At 66.4% G+C, this 24,308-nt stretch carries 25 protein-coding genes and 2 pseudogenes; 18 read left to right on the top strand and 9 right to left on the bottom strand.

All coding sequences use genetic code 11. From position 1 onward, the window contains the following. Positions 1 to 27: 27 nt before the first annotated feature. Both clpA and clpS read right to left on the bottom strand, forming a co-directional pair. Positions 28 to 2,343, bottom strand: a complete 2,316-nt coding sequence (gene clpA / locus ACPWT1_RS15820) for an ATP-dependent Clp protease ATP-binding subunit ClpA (RefSeq protein WP_427912103.1) — start codon at positions 2,341 to 2,343, stop codon at positions 28 to 30. A gap of 49 nt (positions 2,344 to 2,392) precedes the next feature. After that, positions 2,393 to 2,761, bottom strand: a complete 369-nt coding sequence (clpS, locus tag ACPWT1_RS15815; protein WP_427915573.1) for an ATP-dependent Clp protease adapter ClpS — start codon at positions 2,759 to 2,761, stop codon at positions 2,393 to 2,395. A gap of 271 nt (positions 2,762 to 3,032) precedes the next feature. Between clpS and ACPWT1_RS15810 the strand changes: the two genes are divergently transcribed. Continuing rightward, the gene (locus ACPWT1_RS15810; protein ID WP_427912102.1) at positions 3,033 to 3,506 is read left to right on the top strand and encodes a cold-shock protein; all 474 of its coding nucleotides are present in this window, start codon (positions 3,033 to 3,035) and stop codon (positions 3,504 to 3,506) included. Here the strand turns inward: ACPWT1_RS15810 and icd are convergent. Further along, on the bottom strand, positions 3,425 to 4,678 hold the full coding sequence (icd, locus tag ACPWT1_RS15805; RefSeq protein ID WP_427912101.1) for an NADP-dependent isocitrate dehydrogenase: 1,254 nt from the start codon (positions 4,676 to 4,678) through the stop codon (positions 3,425 to 3,427). The genes ACPWT1_RS15810 and icd overlap by 82 nt on opposite strands. A 206-nt stretch (positions 4,679 to 4,884) precedes the next feature. On the opposite strand from icd, the gene ACPWT1_RS15800 reads away from it, so the two are divergent. The 3 genes from ACPWT1_RS15800 to ACPWT1_RS15790 all read left to right on the top strand — a co-directional run bounded on the left by ACPWT1_RS15800 (position 4,885) and on the right by ACPWT1_RS15790 (position 6,041). Beyond that, the gene (locus tag ACPWT1_RS15800) at positions 4,885 to 5,157 is read left to right on the top strand and encodes a hypothetical protein (protein WP_427912100.1); all 273 of its coding nucleotides are present in this window, start codon (positions 4,885 to 4,887) and stop codon (positions 5,155 to 5,157) included. 183 nt (positions 5,158 to 5,340) lie between these two features. Further along, a complete protein-coding gene (locus ACPWT1_RS15795) occupies positions 5,341 to 5,538 on the top strand; it encodes a hypothetical protein (RefSeq protein ID WP_427912099.1) in 198 nt (65 codons plus the stop codon). Between the two features lie 65 nt (positions 5,539 to 5,603). Further along, positions 5,604 to 6,041: a DUF192 domain-containing protein gene (locus tag ACPWT1_RS15790; RefSeq protein WP_427912098.1), complete on the top strand. Its 438-nt coding sequence runs from the start codon at positions 5,604 to 5,606 to the stop codon at positions 6,039 to 6,041. A gap of 64 nt (positions 6,042 to 6,105) precedes the next feature. Here the strand turns inward: ACPWT1_RS15790 and ACPWT1_RS15785 are convergent, their stop codons facing one another. Both ACPWT1_RS15785 and xseA read right to left on the bottom strand, forming a co-directional pair. Next, positions 6,106 to 6,687, bottom strand: a complete 582-nt coding sequence (locus ACPWT1_RS15785; RefSeq protein ID WP_427912097.1) for a superoxide dismutase — start codon at positions 6,685 to 6,687, stop codon at positions 6,106 to 6,108. 68 nt (positions 6,688 to 6,755) lie between these two features. Then, positions 6,756 to 8,052, bottom strand: a pseudogene (gene xseA / locus ACPWT1_RS15780) (exodeoxyribonuclease VII large subunit). Positions 8,053 to 8,377: 325 nt separating this feature from the next. Here xseA and ACPWT1_RS15775 point away from each other — a divergent pair. The 6 genes from ACPWT1_RS15775 (at position 8,378) to adk (ending at position 12,178) form a co-directional block, all read left to right on the top strand. Then, complete coding sequence (locus ACPWT1_RS15775; protein ID WP_427912096.1) at positions 8,378 to 9,007, top strand: MotA/TolQ/ExbB proton channel family protein; 630 nt, start codon at positions 8,378 to 8,380, stop codon at positions 9,005 to 9,007. A 22-nt stretch (positions 9,008 to 9,029) separates the two neighbouring features. After that, positions 9,030 to 9,458: an ExbD/TolR family protein gene (locus ACPWT1_RS15770; protein WP_427912095.1), complete on the top strand. Its 429-nt coding sequence runs from the start codon at positions 9,030 to 9,032 to the stop codon at positions 9,456 to 9,458. Further along, positions 9,459 to 10,463 (top strand): tetraacyldisaccharide 4'-kinase, encoded by a 1,005-nt coding sequence (gene lpxK / locus ACPWT1_RS15765; protein ID WP_427912094.1) that lies wholly within the window; start codon positions 9,459 to 9,461, stop codon positions 10,461 to 10,463. It abuts the gene before it with no gap. Further along, positions 10,444 to 10,650, top strand: a complete 207-nt coding sequence (locus ACPWT1_RS15760) for a Trm112 family protein (protein WP_427912093.1) — start codon at positions 10,444 to 10,446, stop codon at positions 10,648 to 10,650. The genes lpxK and ACPWT1_RS15760 overlap by 20 nt, the downstream gene beginning before the upstream one ends. After that, positions 10,650 to 11,414 (top strand): 3-deoxy-manno-octulosonate cytidylyltransferase, encoded by a 765-nt coding sequence (gene kdsB, locus ACPWT1_RS15755; protein WP_427912092.1) that lies wholly within the window; start codon positions 10,650 to 10,652, stop codon positions 11,412 to 11,414. The genes ACPWT1_RS15760 and kdsB overlap by 1 nt, the downstream gene beginning before the upstream one ends. A gap of 107 nt (positions 11,415 to 11,521) precedes the next feature. Continuing rightward, positions 11,522 to 12,178 (top strand): adenylate kinase, encoded by a 657-nt coding sequence (gene adk, locus ACPWT1_RS15750; protein ID WP_427912091.1) that lies wholly within the window; start codon positions 11,522 to 11,524, stop codon positions 12,176 to 12,178. A gap of 58 nt (positions 12,179 to 12,236) precedes the next feature. Here the strand turns inward: adk and ACPWT1_RS15745 are convergent, their stop codons facing one another. Next, entirely contained in the window at positions 12,237 to 13,178 is a 942-nt protein-coding gene (locus tag ACPWT1_RS15745; RefSeq protein WP_427912090.1) for an asparaginase, read from the bottom strand. Between the two features lie 68 nt (positions 13,179 to 13,246). On the opposite strand from ACPWT1_RS15745, the gene lexA reads away from it, so the two are divergent. Together lexA and ACPWT1_RS15735 are read left to right on the top strand one after the other, a co-directional pair. Continuing rightward, on the top strand, positions 13,247 to 13,921 hold the full coding sequence (lexA, locus tag ACPWT1_RS15740; RefSeq protein ID WP_427912089.1) for a transcriptional repressor LexA: 675 nt from the start codon (positions 13,247 to 13,249) through the stop codon (positions 13,919 to 13,921). A 114-nt stretch (positions 13,922 to 14,035) separates the two neighbouring features. After that, complete coding sequence (locus tag ACPWT1_RS15735) at positions 14,036 to 14,347, top strand: hypothetical protein (RefSeq protein ID WP_427912088.1); 312 nt, start codon at positions 14,036 to 14,038, stop codon at positions 14,345 to 14,347. Between the two features lie 7 nt (positions 14,348 to 14,354). On the opposite strand, the gene ACPWT1_RS15730 is transcribed toward ACPWT1_RS15735, so the two are convergent. Then, entirely contained in the window at positions 14,355 to 14,870 is a 516-nt protein-coding gene (locus ACPWT1_RS15730) for a DUF1993 domain-containing protein (protein ID WP_427912087.1), read from the bottom strand. 91 nt (positions 14,871 to 14,961) lie between these two features. Between ACPWT1_RS15730 and ACPWT1_RS15725 the strand changes: the two genes are divergently transcribed. Further along, positions 14,962 to 15,969 (top strand): D-2-hydroxyacid dehydrogenase family protein, encoded by a 1,008-nt coding sequence (locus ACPWT1_RS15725; RefSeq protein ID WP_427912086.1) that lies wholly within the window; start codon positions 14,962 to 14,964, stop codon positions 15,967 to 15,969. A gap of 13 nt (positions 15,970 to 15,982) precedes the next feature. On the opposite strand, the gene ACPWT1_RS15720 is transcribed toward ACPWT1_RS15725, so the two are convergent. Next, complete coding sequence (locus ACPWT1_RS15720; protein ID WP_427912085.1) at positions 15,983 to 17,860, bottom strand: type IV pilus assembly protein FimV; 1,878 nt, start codon at positions 17,858 to 17,860, stop codon at positions 15,983 to 15,985. Positions 17,861 to 18,027: 167 nt separating this feature from the next. Here ACPWT1_RS15720 and ACPWT1_RS15715 point away from each other — a divergent pair, with 167 nt between their 5' ends. The 5 genes and pseudogenes from ACPWT1_RS15715 (at position 18,028) to ACPWT1_RS15695 (ending at position 23,603) form a co-directional block, all read left to right on the top strand. Beyond that, positions 18,028 to 19,548 carry a 3-hydroxyacyl-CoA dehydrogenase gene (locus ACPWT1_RS15715; protein ID WP_427912084.1) on the top strand — a complete coding sequence of 507 codons (1,521 nt, stop codon included), beginning with the start codon at positions 18,028 to 18,030 and terminating at the stop codon, positions 19,546 to 19,548. Between the two features lie 4 nt (positions 19,549 to 19,552). Continuing rightward, a complete protein-coding gene (locus ACPWT1_RS15710) occupies positions 19,553 to 20,329 on the top strand; it encodes an oxepin-CoA hydrolase, alternative type (RefSeq protein ID WP_427912083.1) in 777 nt (258 codons plus the stop codon). A 100-nt stretch (positions 20,330 to 20,429) separates the two neighbouring features. Then, positions 20,430 to 21,152: a Crp/Fnr family transcriptional regulator gene (locus ACPWT1_RS15705; RefSeq protein WP_427912082.1), complete on the top strand. Its 723-nt coding sequence runs from the start codon at positions 20,430 to 20,432 to the stop codon at positions 21,150 to 21,152. 46 nt (positions 21,153 to 21,198) lie between these two features. Further along, a complete protein-coding gene (locus ACPWT1_RS15700) occupies positions 21,199 to 22,302 on the top strand; it encodes a phosphotransferase (protein WP_427912081.1) in 1,104 nt (367 codons plus the stop codon). Between the two features lie 27 nt (positions 22,303 to 22,329). Continuing rightward, positions 22,330 to 23,603: pseudogene (locus tag ACPWT1_RS15695) on the top strand (acyl-CoA dehydrogenase family protein). 3 nt (positions 23,604 to 23,606) lie between these two features. Here ACPWT1_RS15695 and ACPWT1_RS15690 read toward each other — a convergent pair. Continuing rightward, the gene (locus tag ACPWT1_RS15690; RefSeq protein WP_427912080.1) at positions 23,607 to 24,305 is read right to left on the bottom strand and encodes a hypothetical protein; all 699 of its coding nucleotides are present in this window, start codon (positions 24,303 to 24,305) and stop codon (positions 23,607 to 23,609) included. Between the last annotated feature and the right edge of the window lie 3 nt (positions 24,306 to 24,308).

Genomic DNA, 24,308 nt, shown 5'->3' with positions numbered 1-24,308 from the left:
TGGCGTTCTTGCGTGGAGCCCGCGCGATCACTCGCTCGAGATTTCCTCCGGCTCGGGCTTGGCCCGGCCTTCCTTCTTGGGCAGCGGCTGGATATCGAGGACCACTTCGTCCTTGTCGTCCAGGTCGACGGTCAGGCGGCCGCCTTCCGTGAGCCGGCCGAACAGCAGTTCGTCGGCCAGCGCGCGCCGGATCGTGTCCTGGATCAGGCGCTGCATCGGACGTGCCCCCATCAGCGGATCGAAGCCCTTCTTCGCCAGGTGCTTGCGCAGCTTGTCGGTGAAGGTGACTTCCACCTTCTTCTCGGCCAGCTGCTGCTCCAGGACCAGCAGGAACTTGTCGACGACGCGCAGGATGACCTGCTCGTCCAGCGCCTTGAAGCTCACCATCGCATCGAGGCGGTTGCGGAACTCCGGCGTGAACAGGCGCTTGATGTCGGCCATCTCGTCGCCCGACTCGCGCGGGTTGGTGAAGCCAATGGTCGCCTTGTTCATGGTCTCGGCGCCCGCATTCGTCGTCATGATGATGATGATGTTGCGGAAGTCGGCCTTGCGCCCGTTGTTGTCCGTCAGCGTGCCGTGGTCCATCACCTGCAGCAGCACGTTGAAGATGTCCGGATGCGCCTTCTCGATCTCGTCGAGCAGCAGCACCGCGTGCGGCTTCTTCGTCACGGCCTCGGTGAGCAGGCCACCCTGGTCGAAGCCCACATAGCCGGGGGGCGCGCCGATCAGGCGCGACACGGCATGACGCTCCATGTACTCGGACATGTCGAAGCGAATCAGCTCGACGCCCATGATGTAGGCCAGCTGCTTGGCTGCCTCGGTCTTGCCCACGCCCGTGGGGCCGGAGAACAGGAACGAGCCGATCGGCTTGTCCGCGCGCCCAAGGCCCGAGCGCGCCATCTTCACCGCACCCGCGAGCACCTCCAGGGCCTTGTCCTGGCCGAAGACGACGCTCTTCAGGTCGCGCTCGATGTTCTGCAGCTTGCCGCGGTCATCGTTGGAGACGTTGGCCGGCGGGATTCGCGCGATCTTGGCCACGATCTCCTCGACCTCGGTCTTGGAAATGGTCTTCTTTCGCTTGGACAGCGGCAGGATGCGCTGGGCAGCACCGGCCTCGTCGATCACGTCGATCGCCTTGTCGGGCAGGTGGCGGTCGTTGATGTACTTGGCCGACAGTTCCGCCGCCGCTTGCAGGGCGCCTGCCGCGTACTTGACGCTGTGGTGCTCCTCGAAGCGCGATTTCAGGCCCTTCAGGATCTCCACCGTCTGCTCGACGCTGGGCTCGACCACGTCGACCTTCTGGAAGCGCCGCGACAGGGCGGCGTCCTTCTCGAAGATGCCGCGGTACTCCGTGAACGTGGTCGCGCCAATGCATTTCAGCTGGCCGCTGGAGAGCGCCGGCTTCAGCAGGTTCGAGGCGTCCAGCGTGCCACCCGACGCCGCTCCGGCGCCGATCAGCGTATGGATCTCGTCGATGAAGAGGATGGCGTTGGGCTTGTCCTTCAGCGACTTGAGCACGCCCTTGAGGCGCTGCTCGAAGTCGCCGCGGTACTTGGTGCCCGCGAGCAGCGCACCCATGTCGAGCGAGTACACGTTCGACTCGGCCAGGATCTCCGGCACGTCCTTCTGCACGATGCGCCAGGCCAAGCCCTCCGCGATCGCGGTCTTGCCGACGCCCGCCTCGCCAACGAGTAGCGGGTTGTTCTTGCGCCGGCGGCACAGGATCTGGATGACGCGCTCGACCTCGTACTCGCGGCCGATCAGAGGATCGATCTTGCCGTCCTTGGCCGCCTGGTTCAGGTTCTGCGTGAACTGCTCGAGCGGCGACGCCTTCTCGTTCTTCTCGCCGCCGTCCTCGCCGTCACCGGAGGACGCCTCGCCGCTCTTCGCGGGCTCCGGCGGGTCACTCTTCTTGATGCCGTGCGCGATGAAGTTCACGACGTCCAGCCGGGTGACGCCCTGCTGGTGCAGGTAGTAGACCGCGTGCGAGTCCTTCTCGCCGAAGATCGCGACCAGCACGTTGGCGCCGGTGACTTCCTTCTTGCCGTTCCCGGTGGACTGCACATGCATGATGGCGCGCTGGATCACGCGCTGGAAGCCCAGCGTCGGCTGGGTGTCCACGTCGTCCGTGCCCGCCACCTGCGGCGTGTTGTCCTTGATGAAGTTGGCCAGCGACTTGCGCAGGTCGTCGATGTTGGCGGAACAGGCGCGCAGCACCTCCGCCGCGCTGGGATTGTCCAGCAGGGCAAGCAGCAGGTGCTCCACGGTGATGAACTCGTGGCGCTGCTGGCGCGCCTCCACGAACGCCATGTGGAGGCTGACTTCCAATTCCTGGGCAATCATGAAAATTCCTTCTGCCTTGCTTCTCGATTCAACCGTTTGGACCCACGATTCACTCGATGGGTTCACTCACGCACTGCAGCGGGTGGTCCGCCTGGCGGGCGGCCTCCTGGACCTGCTCGACCTTCGTTGCGGCGACGTCCCGCGAGTACACGCCGCAGATGCCTTTTCCATCGAGGTGGATCTTGAGCATGATCTGCGTCGCGGTCTCGCGGTCCTTGTTGAAGAACTCCTGGATCACCACGACGACGAATTCCATCGGGGTGTAGTCGTCGTTGAGCATGACGACCTGGTACATCTGGGGCGGCTTGGTCTTCTGGGTCCGCCGTTCGAGCACCACCGAGCCGCCGTCGTCCTCCGTCGGCCGCGCCTTGGGCGCTACCGGTGCGGGCACGGGGGGTTTGCTTGCCATGAAATTCATTCTATCGAGCAGGCTTTCGCACTGCACCGCCATTCGCAAATGGTGACCGCCAGGCGACATTCAAGCGCTGCGGCTTCCGAGTCCCATCGCAGGTGGCCCAACCGCTGCGGGCAAGGTACGCGGCGCTCCATTCTGGAGCCCTGCGAGCGGCTCGCCCGCAAGGGGTTGTTCTGCAGCGCATCAAAACTTAAGTATGTGGAATTATTGACAGAGGGCGAACGAATCCCGGACACTTCCAGATTCAGTTCGGGAACAACAAAGGGGGCCGACAATGGCGACCGGTACTGTGAAATGGTTCAACGATGCCAAGGGATTCGGATTCATCGAGCCTGACGGCGGCGGCTCGGACGTCTTCGCGCACTTCTCCGCCATCTCGATGGACGGCTTCAAGACCCTGAAGCAGGGCTCACGAGTGAGCTTCGACGTTACCCAAGGGCCCAGGGCCAGCTGGCGCAGAACATCCACGCCGAGATCCAGCCCATCCGCACGGAACCGGCCGGTGTTGAACGGCCCCTTCGGCATTCCAAGGTCCGCGCTCCGCAGTTCCATGCCCCTGCGAACCGGCCAGACATGGCCACCAAGTAACCTCCCCCGGCGGGAAAGCAAGAAGCCGCCCCGAGGGCGGCTTTTTTACTGGGAACCGCACCTCGCGGCGAGTGCTGCTCACATGTTGTCGATCATCACCTGGCCAAAGCCCGAGCAGCTGACCTGGGTGGCGCCATCCATGAGCCGGGCGAAGTCGTAGGTCACCTTCTTGGACAGGATGGCCTTCTCCATCGAGCTGATGATCAGGTCGGCAGCGGCCGTCCAACCCATGTGGCGCAGCATCATCTCGGCAGAGAGGATTTCCGAGCCCGGGTTCACGTAGTCCTTGCCGGCGTACTTGGGGGCGGTGCCGTGGGTCGCTTCGAACATGGCGACCGAGTCGCTGAGGTTGGCGCCCGGAGCGATGCCGATGCCGCCCACCTGGGCGGCCAGTGCGTCGGACACGTAGTCGCCATTGAGGTTCAACGTGGCGATCACGCTGTATTCGGCAGGACGCAGCAGGATCTGCTGCAAGAAGGCGTCGGCGATGCTGTCCTTGAGGACGATGTCCTTGCCCGTCTTCGGATTCTTGAACTTGCACCACGGGCCGTCGTCGATCTCGACCGCGCCGAACTCCTTCTTGGCCAACGCGTAGCCCCAGTCACGGAAGCCGCCTTCCGTGAACTTCATGATGTTGCCCTTGTGGACCAGGGTGACGCTGGGCTTGTTGTTGTCGATCGCGTACTGCAGCGCCTTGCGCACCAGGCGCTCGGTGCCCTCCACCGACACCGGCTTGATGCCGATGGCCGACGTCTGCGGGAAGCGGATCTTCTTGACCCCCATGTCCTCGGTCAGGAACTTGATGATCTTCTTGGCCTTGTCGGAGTTGGCCTCGTACTCAATGCCGGCGTAGATGTCCTCGGAGTTCTCGCGGAAGATGACCATGTTGGTCTTCTCCGGCTCCTTCAGCGGCGAGGGAACGCCTCTGAAGTACTGGATGGGTCGGAGGCAGACGTACAGATCCAGCTCCTGGCGCAGCGCGACGTTCAGCGAGCGGATGCCGCCGCCGACGGGCGTGGTCAGCGGGCCCTTGATCGACACGACGTACTCGCGTGCGACCTCCAGGGTCTCCTCCGGCAGCCACACGTCGGGGCCGTAGACCTTCGTCGCCTTCTCGCCAGCGAAGATCTCCATCCAGTGGATCTTCTTCCTGCCGCCGTACGCCTTGGCGACGGCCGCGTCCACCACCTTCAGCATCACGGGCGTGATGTCCATGCCGGTCCCGTCACCCTCGATGAACGGGACGATCGGCTGGTCCGGCACGTTCAAGGACATGTCGGCATTGACCGTGATCTTCTCGCCCTGGGTGGGCACCTTGATGTGCTGGTACATGGAAGGACAGGGGCCCTGGGGTGGGAAGGGGTGCGACACCCCGGCGACGTCGATCGATTCTAGTCGCGAGGACGGACCACGATCCGCGCCAGCCCACAACCGCAGGCGCCGGGCGGCCTGTCAACCGATCGGTCAACTGATGCGTTGCGGAATGGCTTCCCGGGACGGGAGGTGTTTTGGAAACCATCAATTCAAAGGAACCAAGAATGACCAAGCTGCTCGCCGCCCTGGTGGCCACCTTCTTCGCCGCCGCTTCGTTCGCCCAGACCGCTGCCCCGGCCGCCACCGCATCGGCCCCGAAGGCTGCTGCCAAGGCTGAAGCCAAGGCCGAGAAGAAGGAAGCCAAGGCCGAAGCCAAGGCCGAAAAGAAGGAAGCCAAGGCCGACGCGAAGGCCGAGAAGAAGACCGCCAAGGCTGACAAGAAGGTCGCCAAGGTCGAGAAGAAGGAAGAGGCCAAGAAGGACGAAGCCAAGAAGTAATTCCTGGCGCCCTCACGGCACGATGCCCGCCTCTGGCGGGCATTTTCGTTTTGGGGCTGGTGCGTCCTCCTGCATCGCACCCGGCCATGTCAACCGGACAACGCGGCGCCCCGTTACGGATGGGCCTTCCGGATGTTCTGGGAGGACTGGTCTCCCAGAATGTTCCCAACGAGGATTGATGCCATGAACAAGCTGCTCGCCGCCCTGATCGCCACCGTGTTCTCCGCCGCCGTGTTCGCGCAGGCCACCCCTGCCACCGCCGCTGCTTCGGCCCCCGCCGCCAAGTCGGAAGCCAAGGCCGAGAAGAGCACCAAGAAGGTGGCCAAGAAGTCGTCGAAGAAGTCCAAGAAGGCCGCTGCCGAAGAGAAGAAGGCTTCCTGATCCGGCCTGCTTCCCACGAATGCCCGCGCCAGCGGGCATTTTTGTTTGCGTCTCACAATCGCCGCATGCGACACCTGCTCCTCGGCCTTGCCCTCACAGCGACTCTCGGCTCCTCCTTCGCGCAGGAGCCGCAGACGGATCTTCCGCACGTGCGCCTCTCCGCCGGCATGCACCAGATCGACGCCCAGGTCGCGCAGTCGCCCGACCAGCGCGAGATCGGCCTGATGTACCGCAAGCAGATGCCACAGCACGAAGGCATGCTGTTCGCCTTCGAGCAGCCCGGCGTGCAGTGCTTCTGGATGAAGAACACGATCCTGCCGCTCACCGCGGCCTTCATCGCGGACGATGGGGAGATCGTCAATCTGGCCGACATGAAGCCACAGACAATCGATTCGCACTGCTCCACGCGGCCGGTGCGCTTCGTGCTGGAGATGAACCAGGGATGGTTCACCAAGCGGGGAATCAGGGCCGGAACGAAGCTCACGGGCGAACCGTTCCACTGAAGGCTCGCAGCCAAACGAGAAGGTCCGCATCGCGGGCCCTCTTCTTTTCAGCGGTGCGACCGCGTCACGCGAAATTCTTCTGGGCGAAGTCCCAGTTCACGAGCTTGTCCAGGAACGTCTCAACGAACTTCTGCCGCAGGTTGCGGTAGTCGATGTAGTACGCGTGCTCCCAGACATCCACGGTGAGGATCGCCTTGTCGGGGGTGGTCAGGGGCGTGCCGGCTGCACCCGTGTTGACGATGTCGACGCTGCCGTCGGCCTTCTTGACCAGCCAGGTCCAGCCCGAGCCGAAATTGCCGACTGCCGATTTCACGAAGGCTTCGCGAAACGCCGCATAGCTGCCCCACTTCTTCTGGATCGCCTGCGCGAGCGCGCCCGTCGGCTCGCCGCCGCCGCCCGGCTTCATGCAGTTCCAGAAGAAGGTGTGGTTCCAGATCTGGGCCGAATTGTTGTAGATGCCACCGGAGGACTTCTTGATGATCTCCTCGAGCGTCATGTTCTCGTACTCGGTGCCCTTCTGGAGGTTGTTCAGGTTCACCACATACGCGTTGTGGTGCTTGCCATGGTGGTACTCGAGGGTCTCCTTGGAATAGTTCGGTGCCAGCGAGTCGATGGGGTACGGGAGCGGAGGCAGGGTGTGTTCCATGGTGGTCCTCGAGAGTTGGTATTGGGGTGAGGGTTCGAAGCCGTCGATTCTAGGCACGAATGCCGGCCCTACAGAAGACGCGGGCGGGCCACCGTCAGGTCCAGCTCTCCTTCGGCGAGCGTCGCGCGGACGCTCTGCCCTGCACTCACCTGCCCCGCTTGTGAGATCACATGGCCCCCGTCGTCAGTGAGCAGGGCGTAGCCGCGCTGCAGCACCAGCCGCGGGTCCAGCAACTGCAGCCTCAACGCGACCCTGTGCAATCGTTCGCCGGACCGCTGCACCGCGTGCACGTGCGCCGTGCGCCGGTCGGTCGTGAGTGCAGCGATCCGCGCACGTGCGCGCTCGATGCGCAACACGAGCGCATGACGCAGCCTGTCCTCCAGCTGCGCAATGGCCCGATGCTGTTGCGCCAGGCGGGCCGAAGGGCGTCCCACACGTGCCGTCGCGATGTCCAGCCGCTGAGATGCTGCATCGACCCGGCGCGCAACGGCTTCCTGCAGGCGCCCCTGCCAGCCTTGCAGGCGCTGCAGCATGTCCGACCGAGGCTGGGCCACCAATTCCGCGGCCGCAGTCGGCGTGGGGGCTCGGAGGTCGGCGCAGAAATCGGCGATGGTCACGTCCGTCTCGTGCCCCACGCCGCAGACCACCGGAACGGGACTGCGCACGATCGCACGCGCCACCGCTTCCTCGTTGAATGACCAGAGATCCTCGATCGAGCCGCCGCCGCGCACCAGCAGGATGACGTCGATGGCGCCTTGCTCGGCAATGCGATAAAGCGCTTCGAGAGCCTGCACGAGCTCTGGAACAGCCTGCGCGCCCTGCACCGACGCCGGCGCGAACACGACAGGCAGGTGCGGCACGCGCCTGCGCAATGCCGTGGCTACGTCATGCAACGCTGCGGCCGCCGGCGACGTGACCAGGCTCGATGCCGCACGGCATGACAGGCAGCAGCCGCTTTCGCTGCTCGTCGAACAAACCCTCCTGTTCCAGGCGAGCCTTGACGCGCAGGAAGCGCTCGTACCACGCCCCCTGCCCCGCGCGCGTCAGCGACTCGACAATGAGCTGCAGATCGCCACGTGGCTCGTAGATGGCAAGACGCCCTTGGACTTCGACGAGATCGCCGTCCGAAGGCAGCCCATCCAGCAGCGCAGCCGCGCGCCGGAACATGGCGCATCGCAACTGCCCGTTGGGATCCTTGAGGTTGAAGTACAGGTGGCCGCTGGATGCGCGCGAGAGACCGGAAACCTCCCCGCGAACCGCGACGGGATTGAGTCGCGCATCCAGGAGATCAGCAACGGCGCGGCATAGCGCCCCGACTTGCCAGATTCGGGGCGCCGGCACTGCTTCAGGACTGCCCACCATCATAGTCCCGGCGGCGTGGGACCGCAAATCGGAGGACGATTCATCCACAGCGCGGCGCAGCCCGCTCGCATGGACCGGGCCTTTGGCAAAAAGCACGGGCCTGTCGTGCAAGCCGTTGATTTCAAAGAAGAAAATGCTGCTGAAAATGTCATCGTTTTGACACGATGCAGGATTGGCGCGGGCCGGGACGGCGCGGCGTGGTGTTTCTGCACAAAGTTGTCCACAACTTTTGTGAGTCAGGTCCTACGCGCGCGGCGTTTGGTCCTACAGCTGTCCAGCTCGCTCATAATCGCGTGCAGTTCAGCTTTTTTCCGTGGCGGAGCCCCTCTTGCTGTCGATCATACAAGCCGCAGGCTGGCCGATCTGGCCCCTGGTTGCCTGCTCCATCCTGGCGCTGGCCCTCATCATCGAGCGCTTCCTGAGCCTGAAGAGCTCCCGTGTCGCGCCCCCCAAGCTGTTGGACGAGGCCCTGGCCGTCTCGCGCAGCGGCGTTCCCGGTCCCGACGTGGTGACCCAGCTCGAACAGAACTCCGCCTTGGGCGAGGTGCTGGCGAGCGGTTTTCGCGCGATGAACAGCAACCCACGTTGCACCGAGGCAGACCTGCGCTCCAGCATGGAGGGTGCCGGGCGTGCCGTCGCGCACCGCCTGGAGCGGTACCTGAGTGCGCTTGCAACCATTGCCTCTGCCGCACCGCTGCTGGGCCTGCTCGGCACGGTGATCGGCATGATCGAGATCTTCGGCGCGCAATCGCCCACGACCGGTGCAGCAGCCAATCCTGCGCAGCTCGCGCACGGCATTTCCGTGGCCCTCTACAACACCGCATTCGGACTCGTGGTGGCCATTCCGGCGCTCATCTTCTGGCGCTACTTCCGCGCCCGCGTCGACACGTACCTGCTCACCCTCGAGCTCTCGTCCGAACGATTCGTGCGCCATCTGAACTCGCTTCGCCGCGCCTGATCGGTGCCACAGGAGTCCCTGCATGAACTTCCGCAGCCAATCGCGTGAAGAGCCCGAGATCAACCTGATCCCGTTCATCGACGTCCTGCTGGTGGTGCTCATTTTCCTGATGCTGTCCACCACCTATAGCAAGTTCACCGAGCTGCAACTGCGATTGCCGGTGGCAGATGCGGATGCCCAGCGCGACTACCCGCGGGAGTTGGTGGTCGCGGTCAGCAGCGATGGCCGCTACAGCGTCAACAAGCAGGCAGTCGTCGGTCGCACTCCCGAGGTGCTGTCCATGGCCATGACCGATGCCGCCAAGGCCGGCAAGGACAGTGTCGTGATCGTCAGCGCCGATGCAACCGCTCCCCACCAGTCCGTGATCACCGTGCTGGAAGCAGCGCGTCGCGCCGGTCTGAACCAGGTCACCTTCGCCGCCCAGTCGTCCGCGCAAGCCGCGGCCCACTGAGTGCGCGTGCGCGCAGCCCTCCAGGCGGCTTGGCTGCGCCGCGGCCCGCTTGCCTGGCTCCTCCTCCCGCTCACAGTCATCTACGCTCTTCTCTCCGGAGCGCGGCGCAGCCTCTATCGGCAGGGCTGGCTGCGCGCAGAGTCCTTGCCTATCCCGGTGGTGGTGATCGGCAACGTCATTGCAGGCGGAGCGGGAAAGACGCCTGTCGTGATGGCAATCGCGCGTCACCTGCTGGACCGCGGCATTCCGTGTGGCGTCGTCTCGCGAGGGCACGGGCGACGGGGAGACGATTGCCTCGAGGTCTTGCCAGGCAGCGATCCGGCCCAGGTGGGCGACGAACCACTCCTGATCGCCTCGCAGGTCGGAGTCCCTGTGGTCGTGGCCCAGCGCCGGCCCGCCGCGGTGCACGCTCTCCTGGCCCGGCACCCTGAGGTGCGCGTCGTGCTCAGCGACGACGGGCTGCAGCACCATGCGCTCGCGCGCGACGTGGAGATCGTGGTCTTCGATGATCGTGGCGTCGGCAATGGCTGGCTGCTTCCGTCCGGTCCACTGCGCGAGCCCTGGCCGCGCCCGGCGGACCTTGTCATCCGCACCGAGTGCACCCCGGACATTGGAGGCTTCGTCATCAAGCGGCATCTGGCCACGGAGGCAGCACGGGGCGACGGCGCGCGCCTCACTCTCAGGACGTTGGCAGGCCAGCGTTGCGCCGCCGTCGCCGGAATCGCCCGGCCAGAGGCGTTCTTCGAGATGCTCCGCCGCGAGGGCATCGCGCTTGCCGCGACGATTGCACTCCCTGACCACCATGATTATTCGGCCCCGCTGCCGCCGATGCCCGCGGGCCTCCCGCTCCTCTGCACGGAGAAGGATGCCGCCAAGCTGTGGAAGTCGCATCCGGAGGCCTGGGCCGTTCCGCTTTCCGTCGAGATCGAGGCCGGCTTCTTCGAAAGCCTCGATGCGCTGCTGACGGCAAAGCTATCATCGCCGCATGGATCCCAAGCTGCTTGAGCTGCTCGTGTGCCCCGTCACCAAGGGCCACCTGGACTACGACCGCAGCCGCCAGGAACTCATCTCCCGCAGCGCGCGCCTCGCGTACCCCGTCCGCGACGGCATCCCGGTGCTGCTCGAGGAGGAAGCGCGGACGCTCAGCGACGACGAACTCGAGCGCCTCCCCGCACGAACGCCGCTGGTCTAGTGGGATTCACCGTCCTCATCCCTGCCCGGCTCGCATCGACACGACTGCCGGACAAGCCGCTCGCCGACATCGCGGGCCGTCCCATGGTCGTTCGGGTGGCAGAACGTGCTCGCCTCTCCGCCGCCGAGCGCGTGGTCGTGGCTGCAGACGATCCTTCGATCCTGGACGCGTGCCGCGCGCACGGCGTCGATGCGGTGATGACCGCGTCGGACCATCCTTCCGGCACCGATCGCCTTGCCGAGGCGAGCAGCCTGCTCGGTCTGTCCGACACGGAGGTGGTGGTGAATGTCCAGGGGGACGAGCCGCTGATCGCGCCCAGCCTCATTGACCAGGTCGCAGCCCTGCTCGAGCGACGAGACGATGCCGCGATGGGCACCGCTGCCCACCCTATCGGCGAAGTGCCAGAGTTCACCAACCCGAACGTGGTCAAGGTGGTGACGGACGCGGCCGGGCTCGCTCTGACCTTCAGCCGCGCACCGCTGCCCTGGTGGCGCGATGGGTTCGCGCACGGCATTCATGCGCTCCCGGATCCCGCGCCGCTGCGGCACATCGGCATCTACAGCTACCGCTGCGGATTCCTGCGCCACTTCCCGACTCTTGCACAGGCGCCGCTCGAACGCATCGAGGCGCTGGAGCAGATGCGCGCCCTCTGGTACGGCTATCGCATCGCCGTGCACGTCGCCCTCAGCGCGCCGGCGCCGGGAGTCGATACACCGGAAGACCTGGAGCGCGTGCGCCAGCTGTTCGCCAGCGGCAACACGTAAGGTCCGGCAAGAGCTGCGTGCTATCCTCAAGCGCATAAGCGCGACGGCCGGCGCGAGATGACGCGGGCCCGCAGCGCCCCCGCATCGAAAACCATCCCGAGGACACCATGAGATTGATCTTGCTGGGCGCGCCAGGCGCGGGCAAAGGAACGCAGGCCACCTTCATTTGCCAGAAGTACGGCATCCCGCAGATCTCCACCGGTGACATGCTCCGTGCCGCGGTCAAGGCCGGCACGCCCCTGGGCGTCGCGGCAAAGAAGGTGATGGATTCGGGCGGCCTGGTCAGCGACGAGATCATCATCGGGCTGGTCAAGGAGCGGCTCACGCAACCCGATTGCGCGCGCGGCTTCCTCTTCGACGGCTTTCCCCGCACTATTCCGCAGGCCGACGCGATGAAGAACGCGGGCGTGAAGCTCGATTACGTTCTGGAAATCGACGTTCCGTTCGAGGCGATCGTCGAACGCATGAGCGGCCGCCGCTCGCATGTGGCCTCCGGACGCACGTACCACGTGAAATTCAATCCACCCAAGGTCCCCGGTATCGACGACGTCACCGGCGAGCCGCTCATCCAGCGCGAGGACGACAAGGAAGCGACTGTGATGAAGCGGCTGGAGGTCTACGCCTCCCAGACACGCCCCTTGGTCGACTACTACGCCGGCTGGGCCAAGTCCGACCCGGCCAATGCGCCGAAATACCGCGCGATCAGCGGGATGGGCACCGTCGAGGAAATCACCGCGCGCGCGCTGCAGGCGCTCGCGAGCTGATCGATCGCGGCTTCGCACGCACGGACGGGCCGTACCGGCGCGACTAGCGACTGGTCCGTCATCTCGCGAGCGATCGCAGCTGGAGCTCGATCCGCGCCTGCACGGGCGTGAGAGTTGTCTTGGGCAGCGGATCCGCGTCGCGGCCGACCACCTCCCCCTCGGCGCAGCGGGTGGTGCGCAGAACCTGAACGCCTTGCTTCATCGCGGCCACCAGCGCGCTTTCCAGCGCCGCATGGACGCTGCCATTGCCGGTGCCAGCCACCACCAGGCCCTGCACGCCGTCACGCACCAGCGCTTCCACGGCGCGTCCACTCGCGCCGGAGTGGCTCAGGACGATCTCGACGTGCGGCCACTCGTGCCGGGTGTCCAGCGCCTCCACGGGCAGGGCCACCTCGCCCTGCGCCGGCCAGTCGCGCAGCTGGCGCAGACGTCCATCTTCGACATGCCCCAGCACGCCCGCATCCCCCGACGAGAAGGCATCGAGCCGGTACGGATGCACCTTGCGGACATCGACACCCGCGTGAACGCGACCTGCGCAAACGGCGACGACGCCTCGCGCTCCCGCGGTGCGCACCACGGCGATCGCATCCGCGATGTTCTGCGGACCATCGGCCGACAGCGCGGTGGCCGGGCGCATCGCGCATGTCAGCACGAGCGGCTTGGCCGGCGCAAGGACCCGATGCAGGAAGTAAGCCGTCTCCTCCAGAGTGTCCGTTCCATGGGTCACCACCACGCCTGTGACCTGGGGCTGCGCCAGCCAATGCTGGCAGCGTCGGGCCAGCGGCAGCCACACGGCGGGGCCCATGTCCTTGCTGTCGACTTGCGCCACTTGCTCCGCGACGAGTGACACGTGCGCCAGCGCTGGGATACCGGTCAGCAGCTGCTGCACGGGAACCTGGCCCGCCTTGTAGCCGACGTGGTCGGCAGCCGAGCTCGCAGAGCCTGCGATCGTTCCACCTGTTCCGAGCACGACGACGCGTTCTTCTTCTTCCACTTGCACTTTCTCACGAGCTGGTTAAAAATACAGCCACTGGATGGACAACCAGCATCCATCCAAGGAGCCCTCGCATGATCGAATCGCCCAAGCTCACGGCGCGCCAGCAGCAGATTCTGGACCTGATCCAGGCCGCAATTGCGCGCACAGGTGCACCACCTACGCGCGCCGAGATCGCGTCTGAACTGGGATTCAAGTCGGCCAACGCCGCCGAGGAGCACCTGCAGGCCCTGGCGCGCAAGGGCGTCATCGAGCTGGTCAGCGGCACCTCGCGCGGCATTCGCCTCAAGGGCGACGCGCTGCGATCCATTCACGAGTCGCGCTTCAAGCAGTTTTCGCTGCCACTTCCCAGCCTGTCGCAACTCGCCCTGCCCCTGGTCGGGCGCGTCGCTGCCGGCTCTCCCATCCTGGCGCAGGAACACGTCGACCAGACCTACTACGTCGAGAGCAGCCTGTTCCAGCGCAAGCCCGACTACCTGCTCAAGGTGCGCGGCATGTCGATGCGCGACGCCGGCATCATGGACGGCGACCTGCTCGCCGTGCAGGCCACCAAGGACGCCAAGAATGGCCAGATCGTCGTCGCCCGGCTCGGCGACGAGGTCACGGTCAAGCGCTTCCGGCGCAACAAGCACCTGATCGAGCTGCATGCGGAAAACCCCGACTACCCCACCATCGTGGTGGAGCCCGGTGAGCCTTTCGAGATCGAAGGACTGGCCGTCGGCCTGATCCGCAACACGATGCTCATGTGACGTCACCGGAGGTGCAGGTGGCGGGCGTCTGGCGCAGCATGCGGCAGCACCCTGCACCGTCCGGCTTCATTGAATCTCGCCTGTGTTCCAAGCAAGGTTCCAGGAGGAAAAGACATGGGATGGATGTGCACTCTTGCCGGCCTGTTGCGGCCGCTTCGCGCACTCTGGCAAACCGTCGGCCGGCATGTATCTCGCGCGCCCGAGGCCGACGCTTCGGCCCGGCGCACCGGGCTGAATACCGCAGCGGGCCATGGCCATGTGGCATGGCCGTCGGTGCGCCACGACAGTCGCACCTTGCGGGTCCTGCGCATCGTCGACGCGGGGCACGCCTCCAGTACAGCCGGCCGCATGGTCATCTCGGGCCGCATGGCAGACGTCTGCGCTGAACTCGACCGGCTGGCCGCGCTGGAAGCCGCGGCAGCCTAGCCAGCAGTCAGCGGGCGGCGCCCGCCAGGTAATCGGCCTTGCCGAGCTCCACGCTGTTGTGACGCAGGATGGCGTAGGCCATGCTCACATGGAAGAAGAAATTGGGCAGCGCCCAGTGCTTCAGGTAAGCCTCGGCCGTCATGGTCCGGGTGGCTTCGCGTCCCACGGGGAACGTGATTTCCCTGGTCTCGTTGCCATCCAGCTTCTCGGCCGGCACCGTCTCCAGCCAGGCCAGCGTCTTGGCGATCCGTGCCTTCAATTCCTCGAAGGTCTGCTCGGTGTCCTCGAACTTGGGCGCCTCGATGCCAGCCATGCGGGCTACGCCGTTTTTGGCGGCATCGCAGGCGATCTGGATCTGCCGCGTGAACGGCAGCATGTCCGGCGCTAGGCGGTACGAGGTCAGCACGGCGGGGTCGAACTTGCGGGCCTGCGCATGGGCCACGGCCTTGTCGAGGATGTGGCTCAGATTGCCAAGCATGGTGCGAAAGATCGGCAGGCTGGCCGACGACATCGTGATCGCCATCAAAAGTCTCCTGGGAGTTCTTGCAGAAAGCCGAGATGCTAGCGGCAGCCACCCGGCATCCCCGCGGCTGACGCAGGGCACAATCGGCGGCATGAACATCGTCATCCTCGACGACTACCAGGATGCCGTGCGCAAGCTGCGCGCCGCGGCCCGGCTCGAGGCCTATCCTGCGAAGGTCTACACCAACACGGTGAAGGGCATAGGCCAATTGTCCGTGCGTCTTCGCGACGCCGACGTCATCGTGCTGATCCGCGAGCGCACGCACATCACGCGCCAGCTGATCGAGAAGCTTCCACGACTGAAGCTGATCTCGCAGACCGGCAAGGCGGGGGCGCATATCGACATCGATGCGTGCACCGAGCGCGGCATCGTGGTCACGGAAGGAGTCGGCTCGCCGGTGGCGCCAGCCGAACTCACATGGGCGCTGATCATGGCCTCCATGCGCCGGCTGCCGCAGTACATCCAGACGCTCAAGCACGGTGGCTGGCAACAGTCGGGGATGAAGTCGGGGTCGATGCCCGCCAACTTCGGCATCGGCATGGTGCTCAAGGGCAAGACGCTCGGCCTGTGGGGCTACGGCAAGATCGGCCAGCTCGTGGCCGGCTACGGCCGGGCGTTCGGCATGCGGGTGCTGGTGTGGGGCCGCGAAGGCTCGCGGTCGCGTGCCGAGGCGGACGGATTCATCGCCGCGGAAAGCCGCGAGCAATTGTTCAGCGAAAGCGATGTGCTCAGCCTGCACCTGCGCCTGAACGCCGAGACTGCAGGCATCGTCCGGCTCGAGGACCTGGGCCGCATGAGTCCCACGTCGCTGTTCGTGAACACCTCCCGGGCCGAACTGGTCGAACCCGACGCCCTGCTGGCAGCCCTGAACCGCGGGCGGCCCGGCATGGCCGCCGTCGACGTCTTCGAGAGCGAGCCCATCCTGCAGGGGCACGCCCTGCTCCGCATGGAGAACTGCATCTGCACGCCGCACATCGGGTACGTGGAGCAGGAAAGCTACGAGCTCTACTTCGGCGCGGCGTTCGACAACGTGGTGAATTTCATCGAGGGGCACCCCACCAACGTGGTCAACCCTGCCGCCTTGCAGGTGCGCCGCTGAAGGCCAGCACGGGCTAGCCGCGGGCGCGGGCCACCTTGCTCAAGTCGGCCTGGATCAGGTCGGGCAGGTCGAAATCCAGCAAGTGCGCGCTGCGTGGTGCGACTTGCTGCGTGAAAGCAGGTTCGTCCAGGTTCAGGTCGAGGTCGAGGTCCTCCAGGACGAAGTCGGGTAGCTGGTCCTGGATCAGCGTGGCCGGCTGCGAATCGGAGATCTGCGTCGCCGGCTGCTGGTCGAGTGCAGCAAGGCCGGTGGACAGCGGGTGGATCGAGGTGTGCGAGAAGCCATGCGAGCTCGCCGGCGACGCGTCGCCGAACACCGAGGGCGGCGTGGCGCTGCCCACCAGCACCTGCTGTCCGATGTGATGCAGCAGCAGGAGCTCCCGGTAGGCCTGCAGGCTGAACGCCTGCGTGCCGTCCTTGCTGGGCCCTCGGAAGATCGATTCCTCGATGACGTCCAGCACGCGGCGCGCCGGCCAAAGGGCCGCGATGCGCGCCATGGCGTTGTCATAGGCTTCGATGCCGGCGCTCTCCTGGCTGTACTCGTCGAAGGTGGGGACATCGGCATTGAAGCGGCGCTGGAACTCGCGGCGCACCCAGTCGAACTCCTCGCGGCGGCCGAGCTTGTGGTAGATCTCCACCAGGTCCAGCCAGGCGACCGCACTCGTCTCCGGATGCGCCTGGATATGTCCGCGCAGCACCTCGATGGCACGGTCGTACTCGCCGAGCGAGGAGAAGAAATCCGCCTCCTGCTGGACGTCGTGCAGTTCTTCCGCCTTCAGCGCCCGGGTGCCCTGGCTGGTCTGGAAGTCGTCCGTACGCGACGCCACCGGCGGCACACGCGGCACGGATGGAACCAATCCTTCGGCGTCTCCCTCCGCCCCCGAATCGGTGGCGTTCGCTGGTGAGGCGGCTGCCTTGCCTGTCTTGTCGTTTCGTGACCCGGCCACATGCGCGACGCTGGCCGGCACGGCTCGGCGGCCGGACCGCTCCCCGCTCGGTGCGTGCCACCAATTCGCCGCAGTGCCATCCCGCGCGACAGCCGCCCGACGCCACAGGTACGCCAGGAGAGCGGCCATGACGGCCAGCAGGGCAGCCAAGGCGTAGACCAGCGGATTGGCATACCGCTCGGATTCTGCCTTCGCCAGCTGAGTCTGCAGCCGCAGCATCGCCACATCGCTGCGCTGCAGGAACTGCCGCATGTCGCGCAGGTCGCGCTCGATCGCCTGCAGCCGGGCCGCCTGGCGAATCGCCTCCTCGGAAGGTGGACTGGGCTCCGCGGGGCCGACGGGAACATCGAGCGTCAACCGGTCGCGGCTCGCCGGTGCAGTAGGTGCAGCCTGTGGAGGCACCGGGCTGCTCGCGACCTGCTTCGACGGCGCGGCCGGCACGCCCGACGCAGCGCGACCCGCCTTGCTGGGGGCCTCCGTAGTCGGCGATGCACGCTTGTGCCGAGGCGGCTGCGCCGGCTTCGGCGCGGGAGCTGCGAGCGCGGGCACGGGCACGGCCGCGTCGCTGCGCATGGACAGGTTCGACGGCGCTGCGTTCACCGCGGCTTCGGCAAGCTTTGAGCGCTCAGGCGCCGCGACGCTGGGAAAAGGCCGCTGCACGTCGACAGTCGGATCCGGCTCGGCCAGCAGCACCAGGCGGCGGGTGAACTTGTTGCCGCATCCCACCTGCAGGTAGACCGTGACCACCGGCTCATTGATCACGGCCCCGGAACGGACCCGCACGACAGGCCCGGCAGCCCCCAATTGCATCTCGGCGTTGACCGTGCTGGCGGGGATCTTCGCGTCGCCGTAGAACACCTCTGCCTGCGCGCACTCAGGCACGGCGTCCGCGGAACCCTCCAGCTGCACTGGAACCGTGACCTCGAGGGGACGGCCGATCAGCACGGCACCTTGTGCCCGCCCCACTGTCGCGGCGTGACCGGACGCCTGGACCAAGCAACCCGCGACCGCCAAGGCTGCGTATCGGGATGGCCAGTGGTGCTGCATGGTCCGTGCCATTCTTGCACAGCCACTGTCGAGTCTGACAGGTTTCGGTGCCGGATAATTCGCCGATGAACACTCTGTACGACACCGTTGGCGTCGTTGGCGCAGGCGCGATGGGCCGCGGGATCGCGCAGATCGCCGCGCAGGCCGGCTCGCGGGTGCGGGTCTTCGACACGCAGCCGGACGCGGCAAACCGCGCGTTGCAGGAGATCGGCGCGCAATGGGACCGGCTGGCCGAGAAGGGCCGCATGGAAACGACGGCGGTCGACGCCTGCAAGGCCCGCCTGGTGCCTGCATCGTCCCTGGCACAACTGGCTGACTGCCGTCTCGTCGTCGAAGCGGTGGTCGAACGGCTGGACGTCAAGAAGCAATTGTTCGCGCAGCTCGAGACCATCGTGGCACCCGACGCGGTGCTGGCCACGAACACCTCGTCGCTGTCGGTCACCGCAATTGCCGCCGGCCTGCAGCATCCCGGCCGCTGTGCCGGCTACCACTTCTTCAATCCGGTGCCGCTGATGAAGGTCGTCGAGGTCATCGCCGGCCTCAAGACCGACCCGGCCGTCTGCGATTCGCTGTCGGCCTATGCACGGCAGATGGGCCACATGCCGGTGCAGGCCCAGGACACGCCCGGCTTCATCGTCAACCACGCCGGCCGCGGCTATGGCACCGAGGCGCTTCGCATCGTCGGCGAGGGCGTCACCGACTTCGCCACCATCGATCGCATCCTGAAGGACCAGGCCGGATTCAAGCTGGGGCCGTTCGAGCTCATGGATCTGACTGCACTGGATGTCTCGCATCCGGTGATGGAATCGATCTACCGCCAGTACTACGACGAGCCGCGCTACCGGCCCAGCGTGATCACGGCCCAGCGGCTGGCCGCGGGGATGGTCGGGCGCAAGTCCGGCGAAGGCTTCTACCGCTATGACGGCGGCAAGGCCCAGGTGCCCGCCGAAACCGCTGCACCGCAAGTCGACGAACTGCCGCCCGTGTGGGTTTCGACCCGCGCCGCACGGCGGCAGGAGTTGTACCAACTGCTCAAGACGCTCGGCGCGAAGATCGAGACCGGCCAGTCGCCCTCCTCCACCGCACTGGCCGTGGTCGCGCCGCTCGGCTTCGACGTGACGACTGTCGCCGTGGTCGAGCGGCTCGATCCGGCACGCACGATCGGCATCGACATGCTGGTGGAAGATGCCGCGACCAAGCGCCGCGTGCTCGCCACCAACCCGGCCACGCGGGCCGACATGCGCGACGCCGCCCATGCCCTGTTCGCCCGCGACGGCAAGGCGGTCAGCGTCATTCGCGACTCGGCTGGTTTCGTCACGCAGCGGGTGGTGGCCACCATCGTCAACATCGCATCGGACATCTGCCAGCAGCGCATCTGCAGTCCGCAGGACCTCGAGACGGCCGTCACGCTCGGCCTCGGCTACCCCATGGGGCCCCTCGCGATGGGCAACCGGTGGGGACCGGCCAACGTGCTCGAAGTGCTCTTCAACATGCAGACCGTCTACGGCGACCCACGCTACCGCCCCAGCCCATGGCTCCGCCGCCGCGGCGCCATCGGTTTGTCGCTGTTGCAGGAAGAGAACTGATCGCATGCCGGCCGAACTCAAGAGCACCACCCATGGCGGCACGATGGTGCTGACCATCAGCAACGCCGAACTGCGCAATGCGCTCGGGCCGGAGATCTACGCCGCGGGCATCGAGGCGCTGGACGTGGCCGCAACCCAGGCGGAAATCCGCACGGTCGTGATCACCGGTGAGGGCCGCACCTTCTGCGCCGGCGGCAACCTGCAGCGGCTGCAGGCCAACCGGCAGCAGCCACCCGAAGTGCAGGCGCAGAGCATCGAGGGCCTGCACGACTGGATCGAGACGATCCGAAATTTTCCGAAGCCCGTCATCGCCGCGGTCGAGGGACCGGCCGCCGGCGCCGGCTTCTCCCTCGCCCTCGCCTGTGACGCGATCGTCGCCGCGGCCGATGCCGTGTTCGTCATGGCCTACGCCAACATCGCGCTGTCCCCGGACGGCGGAGCCACGTGGTCGCTGGCGCGCGCCATGCCGCGCCAGCTGGCCACCGAGTTGCTAATGGCTGGCGAGCGCATCGGCGCCGAGCGGCTGCATGCGCTGGGCATCGTCAATCGCGTGGTGGCCAGCGGCTCGGCGCTTGCGGAGGCGCTGGCCTTCGCCGAGCGACTCAACGATCGCGCCCCCAATGCGCTGGAGAGCGTCAAGGTGCTGCTCAACGAAGCGGTCGACGCACCGCTGCATTCCCAGCTGGCGAGCGAGCGCGACCACTTCGTGCGCAACCTGCACCACCGCAATGCAGGCATCGGGATCGCCGCGTTCCTGTCGAAAGACAAGCCGCGCTACTGATCCGTGCGTGACCGGGGGTGAAACCCTGACGGATGTCGCCGTCCCGCACGCGACAATCGGCAGCGCGTCACGCGCGCTCCAGTCACTGACAAGACACCCCATGGACGAGCCCATTCTTACCATCGAGGAACGCGAGGCGATCAATGGCGGCCGCTGGTTCTCGTCCCTGTCGCCCGCCCTGCGCCACGACATTCTTCGATGTGCCTACGTCAAACGCTTCAAGGACGGCGAGCTGATCGCCGCGCGCGGCGATCCGCCGGAGGAATGGATCGCGTGCGCTCGCGGCGCGGTGCGCGTGAGCTCCACGTCCATCTCCGGCAAGCAGATCACGCTGACCTACGTCGAACCGGGCATATGGTTCGGCGACGTCGCGATCTTCGACGGCGACCGGCGCACGCACGACGCGTATGCGCATGGGGACACCACGATCCTGTGCGTGGCCAAGGCCGACTTCCGCAAGATCCTCGCCTCGCACGTCGAGCTGTACGAGGCCATGCTGAGGCTGCACGCGCGCCGCATCCGCCAGCTGTTCGGCCTGGTCGAAGACCTCAACACGCTGCCGCTGCGCGCGCGCCTCGCGAAGCAGCTGGTGCACCTGGTGCGCAGCTACGGTGTTCCGCAACTGGCGGACGGTCGCGAGATGCGCATCGGCCTGCACTTGGCGCAGGAAGAACTCGCGCAATTGCTGGGCGCTTCGCGCCAGCGCGTGAACCAGGAGCTCAAGGCGATGGAGCGCGAACAGGTGATCCGCATCGAGCCGGCCGGCCTCATCGTTCGCGACCGCGAAGCGCTGATGCGCATCGTCGAGACGGAGAACGCATGAGACGCGATCTCTCCACACACCCCACACCGTCCACGCGCCCGGCCCCATGAGCGACTTCGACCACTTCGTCGGCACGCGTCCCGTCACGGACAAGCACGCGTTCGACACCGCAGCCCTCACCGCCTGGCTGGAGAAGCACATGCCGGGCTTTCGCGGCCCGCTGACGGTGGAGATGTTCAAGGGCGGCCAGTCCAATCCGACCTACAAGCTCACCACGCCGGGCGGCAGCTACGTGATGCGTGCCAAGCCGGGTCCGGTGGCCAAGCTGTTGCCGTCCGCGCATGCTGTCGAGCGTGAGTTCGCCGTGATGTCCGGCCTGGCAGGCACCGACGTGCCGGTGCCGCGCATGCACTGCCTGTGCGAGGACGAGTCGGTGATCGGCCGCGCGTTCTACGTCATGGAGTTCATGCAGGGCCGCGTCCTCTGGGACCAGGCCCTGCCGGACCTCTCGCGCGAGCAGCGCGGCGCGATCTACGACGAGATGAACCGTGTGATCGCGGCGTTGCACACCGTCGATTTCGCGGCGCGTGGCCTCTCCGGCTATGGCAAGCCTGGCAACTACTTCGAGCGCCAGATCGGCCGCTGGAGCAAGCAGTACAAGGCATCCACCGATGGCGCCGGTCCCATGAGCCAGCCGATCGAGGCGATGGAGAAACTGGTCGAATGGCTGCCCGCGCACATCCCGCCGGCGGCGCGCGACGAGAGCAAGGTGTCCATCGTGCATGGCGACTACCGCCTGGACAACCTGATGTTCGACCGCAGTGAGCCGCGCGTCATCGCCGTCCTCGACTGGGAGCTGTCCACGCTGGGGCATCCGCTCGCCGACTTCAGCTACCACTGCATGGCCTGGAACATTCCGCACGGCGCCTTCCGCGGCATCGGCGGCCTGGACCTCGCATCGCTCGGCATCCCGAGCGAGGACGACTACATCCGCCGCTACTGCGACCGCACCGGCCTGTCGACAGTGGCCGACCTGAAGGCCGACTGGAACTTCTACATGGCCTACAACATGTTCCGCATCGCCGCCATCCTGCAAGGCATCGCCAAGCGGGTGGAGGCCGGCACGGCATCCAGCGCACAGGCTGCGGCCTCCGGCGCCAGCGCCCGCCCCATGGCGCAGCTGGCCTGGCAATTCGCCCAGCGCGCCTGACGCACCTTTTTCATCGAGAGGCATTCCATGGACTTCGAGTACTCCCCCAAGACCCGCGAACTGCAGGCCCGGCTCCTGAAGTTCATGGATGACCACGTCTATCCGAACGAGAAGACCTACAAGCAGCAACTCGAGGCCAACACGGCCGCGGGCAAGCGCTGGACGCCGCTGCAGGTCATCGAGGACCTCAAGCCGAAGGCGCGCTCGGCGGGCCTGTGGAACCTGTTCCTGCCGGTCGACAGCGCATCGGCCTCGGGCTACAAGGGCGCGGGCCTCACCAACCAGGAATACGCGCCGCTGGCCGAGATCATGGGCCGCGTGCCGTGGTCCAGCGAGGTGTTCAACTGCTCGGCGCCGGACACCGGAAACATGGAGACGATCGCGCGCTACGGATCCGAGGAGAACAAGGCGCGCTGGCTGAAGCCGCTGCTCGAAGGCGAGATCCGTTCCGCCTTCGCAATGACCGAGCCCGAGGTGGCCTCGTCCGACGCCACCAACATCTCGACCCGCATCGAGCGCCAGGGCGACGAGTACGTGATCAACGGCCACAAGTGGTGGATCTCCGGCGCGGGTGACCCGCGCTGCAAGGTGTTCATCACCATGGGCAAGACCGACCCGGAGGCGCCGAGGCACTCCCAGCAGAGCATGATCCTGGTGCCCGCCGAGACCAAGGGCATCCGCATCGTGCGGCCGCTCAACGTGTTCGGCTACGACGACGCGCCGCACGGCCACGTCGAGATGTACTTCGAGGACGTGCGCGTGCCGGCTTCGAACATGCTGCTCGGCGAAGGTCGCGGCTTCGAGATCGCCCAGGGCCGCCTCGGACCGGGCGCATTCACCACTGCATGCGGCTGATCGGTCTGGCCGAACGTGCGCTGGAGCTGATGTGCCGGCGGTCGCTGGCCCGTGTGGCTTTCGGCAAGTCCGTGGCGCAGCAGACCGTGACGCAGGAGCGCATCGCCGAGGCGCGCTGCAAGATCGACATGGCCCGCCTGCTCACGCTGAAGGCGGCCTGGCTGATGGACATGGCCGGCAACAAGGTCGCCAGGACCGAGATCGCGATGATCAAGGTGGTGGCGCCCAACATGGCGTGCCAAGTGATCGACTGGGCCATGCAGGCACACGGCGGCGGCGGCGTCAGCGACGATTTCCCGCTGGCTTCGGCGTATGCCGGCGCGCGCACGTTGCGCTTCGCCGACGGGCCGGACGAGGTGCACCGCAACGCGATCGCCAAGTGGGAACTCGGCAAGTACGGCAGCTACGGCCGCGATGCCGAAGCCGCGGTCACCCGCGGCAGCTGACGGTCACTGCCGGAAGGCCCCCAGCGCGCTCTCGCAGGCGCTGGTGAAGATGTGCGAGGCGTGCTGCAGCGTCGGCACGTCGCCCGCCCCCTGCTGCATGCGCAGGTAGCACTTGCCGCGCAGCAGCATCAGCATGAAGGGCACCGTGGGCGCGGGCGCCGGATCGGGCCAGTCGAGCATCTGCCGGATCAACGCGGAGTCGAGCCAGGCCAGCGCATGCTCGCGGTCGGCCGCCAGCACCGAGTAGCGCTCCCAGAACAGGCGCGGCGCGCTCTCCCAGCCCACTTCCTCGTAGACGGCCAGCCAGCGCATCTCCTCGGGCAGCGTCGCGTTGAGGCTGGTCTGCAGGCCATCGGTGTACAGCGAATAGGCCTGCTTCTCGAGCATCGCCTTGAGCGGCCGGTTCATCAGCAGCACCGCCACGTCGGGGTTGGTGCCGAGTTCCGCGCGACCCCGAAGCTCCTCGCCCTGGACGTACTTGCGGGACGGCCGCCCGACCTCCATGCGCCAGACCTTGCCGCCGACCGTGCCCTTGAGCGAGAAGGAGGCACCGCCCACGCGCCCCGAGAAGGTGAGGCCCTGCGTCGCGGCCCATTCGGAAACCGGGCCCAGCGCGCCGATGTCCGTCGACGGCGCCGTGCTGGAGGTCGGGGCCTCCGGCACGCCATCCCGTGCGAATGCCTTTCGGAGCTTGTCGAACATCGA

Source organism: Ramlibacter sp. MMS24-I3-19, assembly GCF_050320135.1.
Lineage (GTDB): Bacteria > Pseudomonadota > Gammaproteobacteria > Burkholderiales > Burkholderiaceae_C > Ramlibacter.
This window is presented reverse-complemented; position numbering and strand designations above follow the sequence as displayed.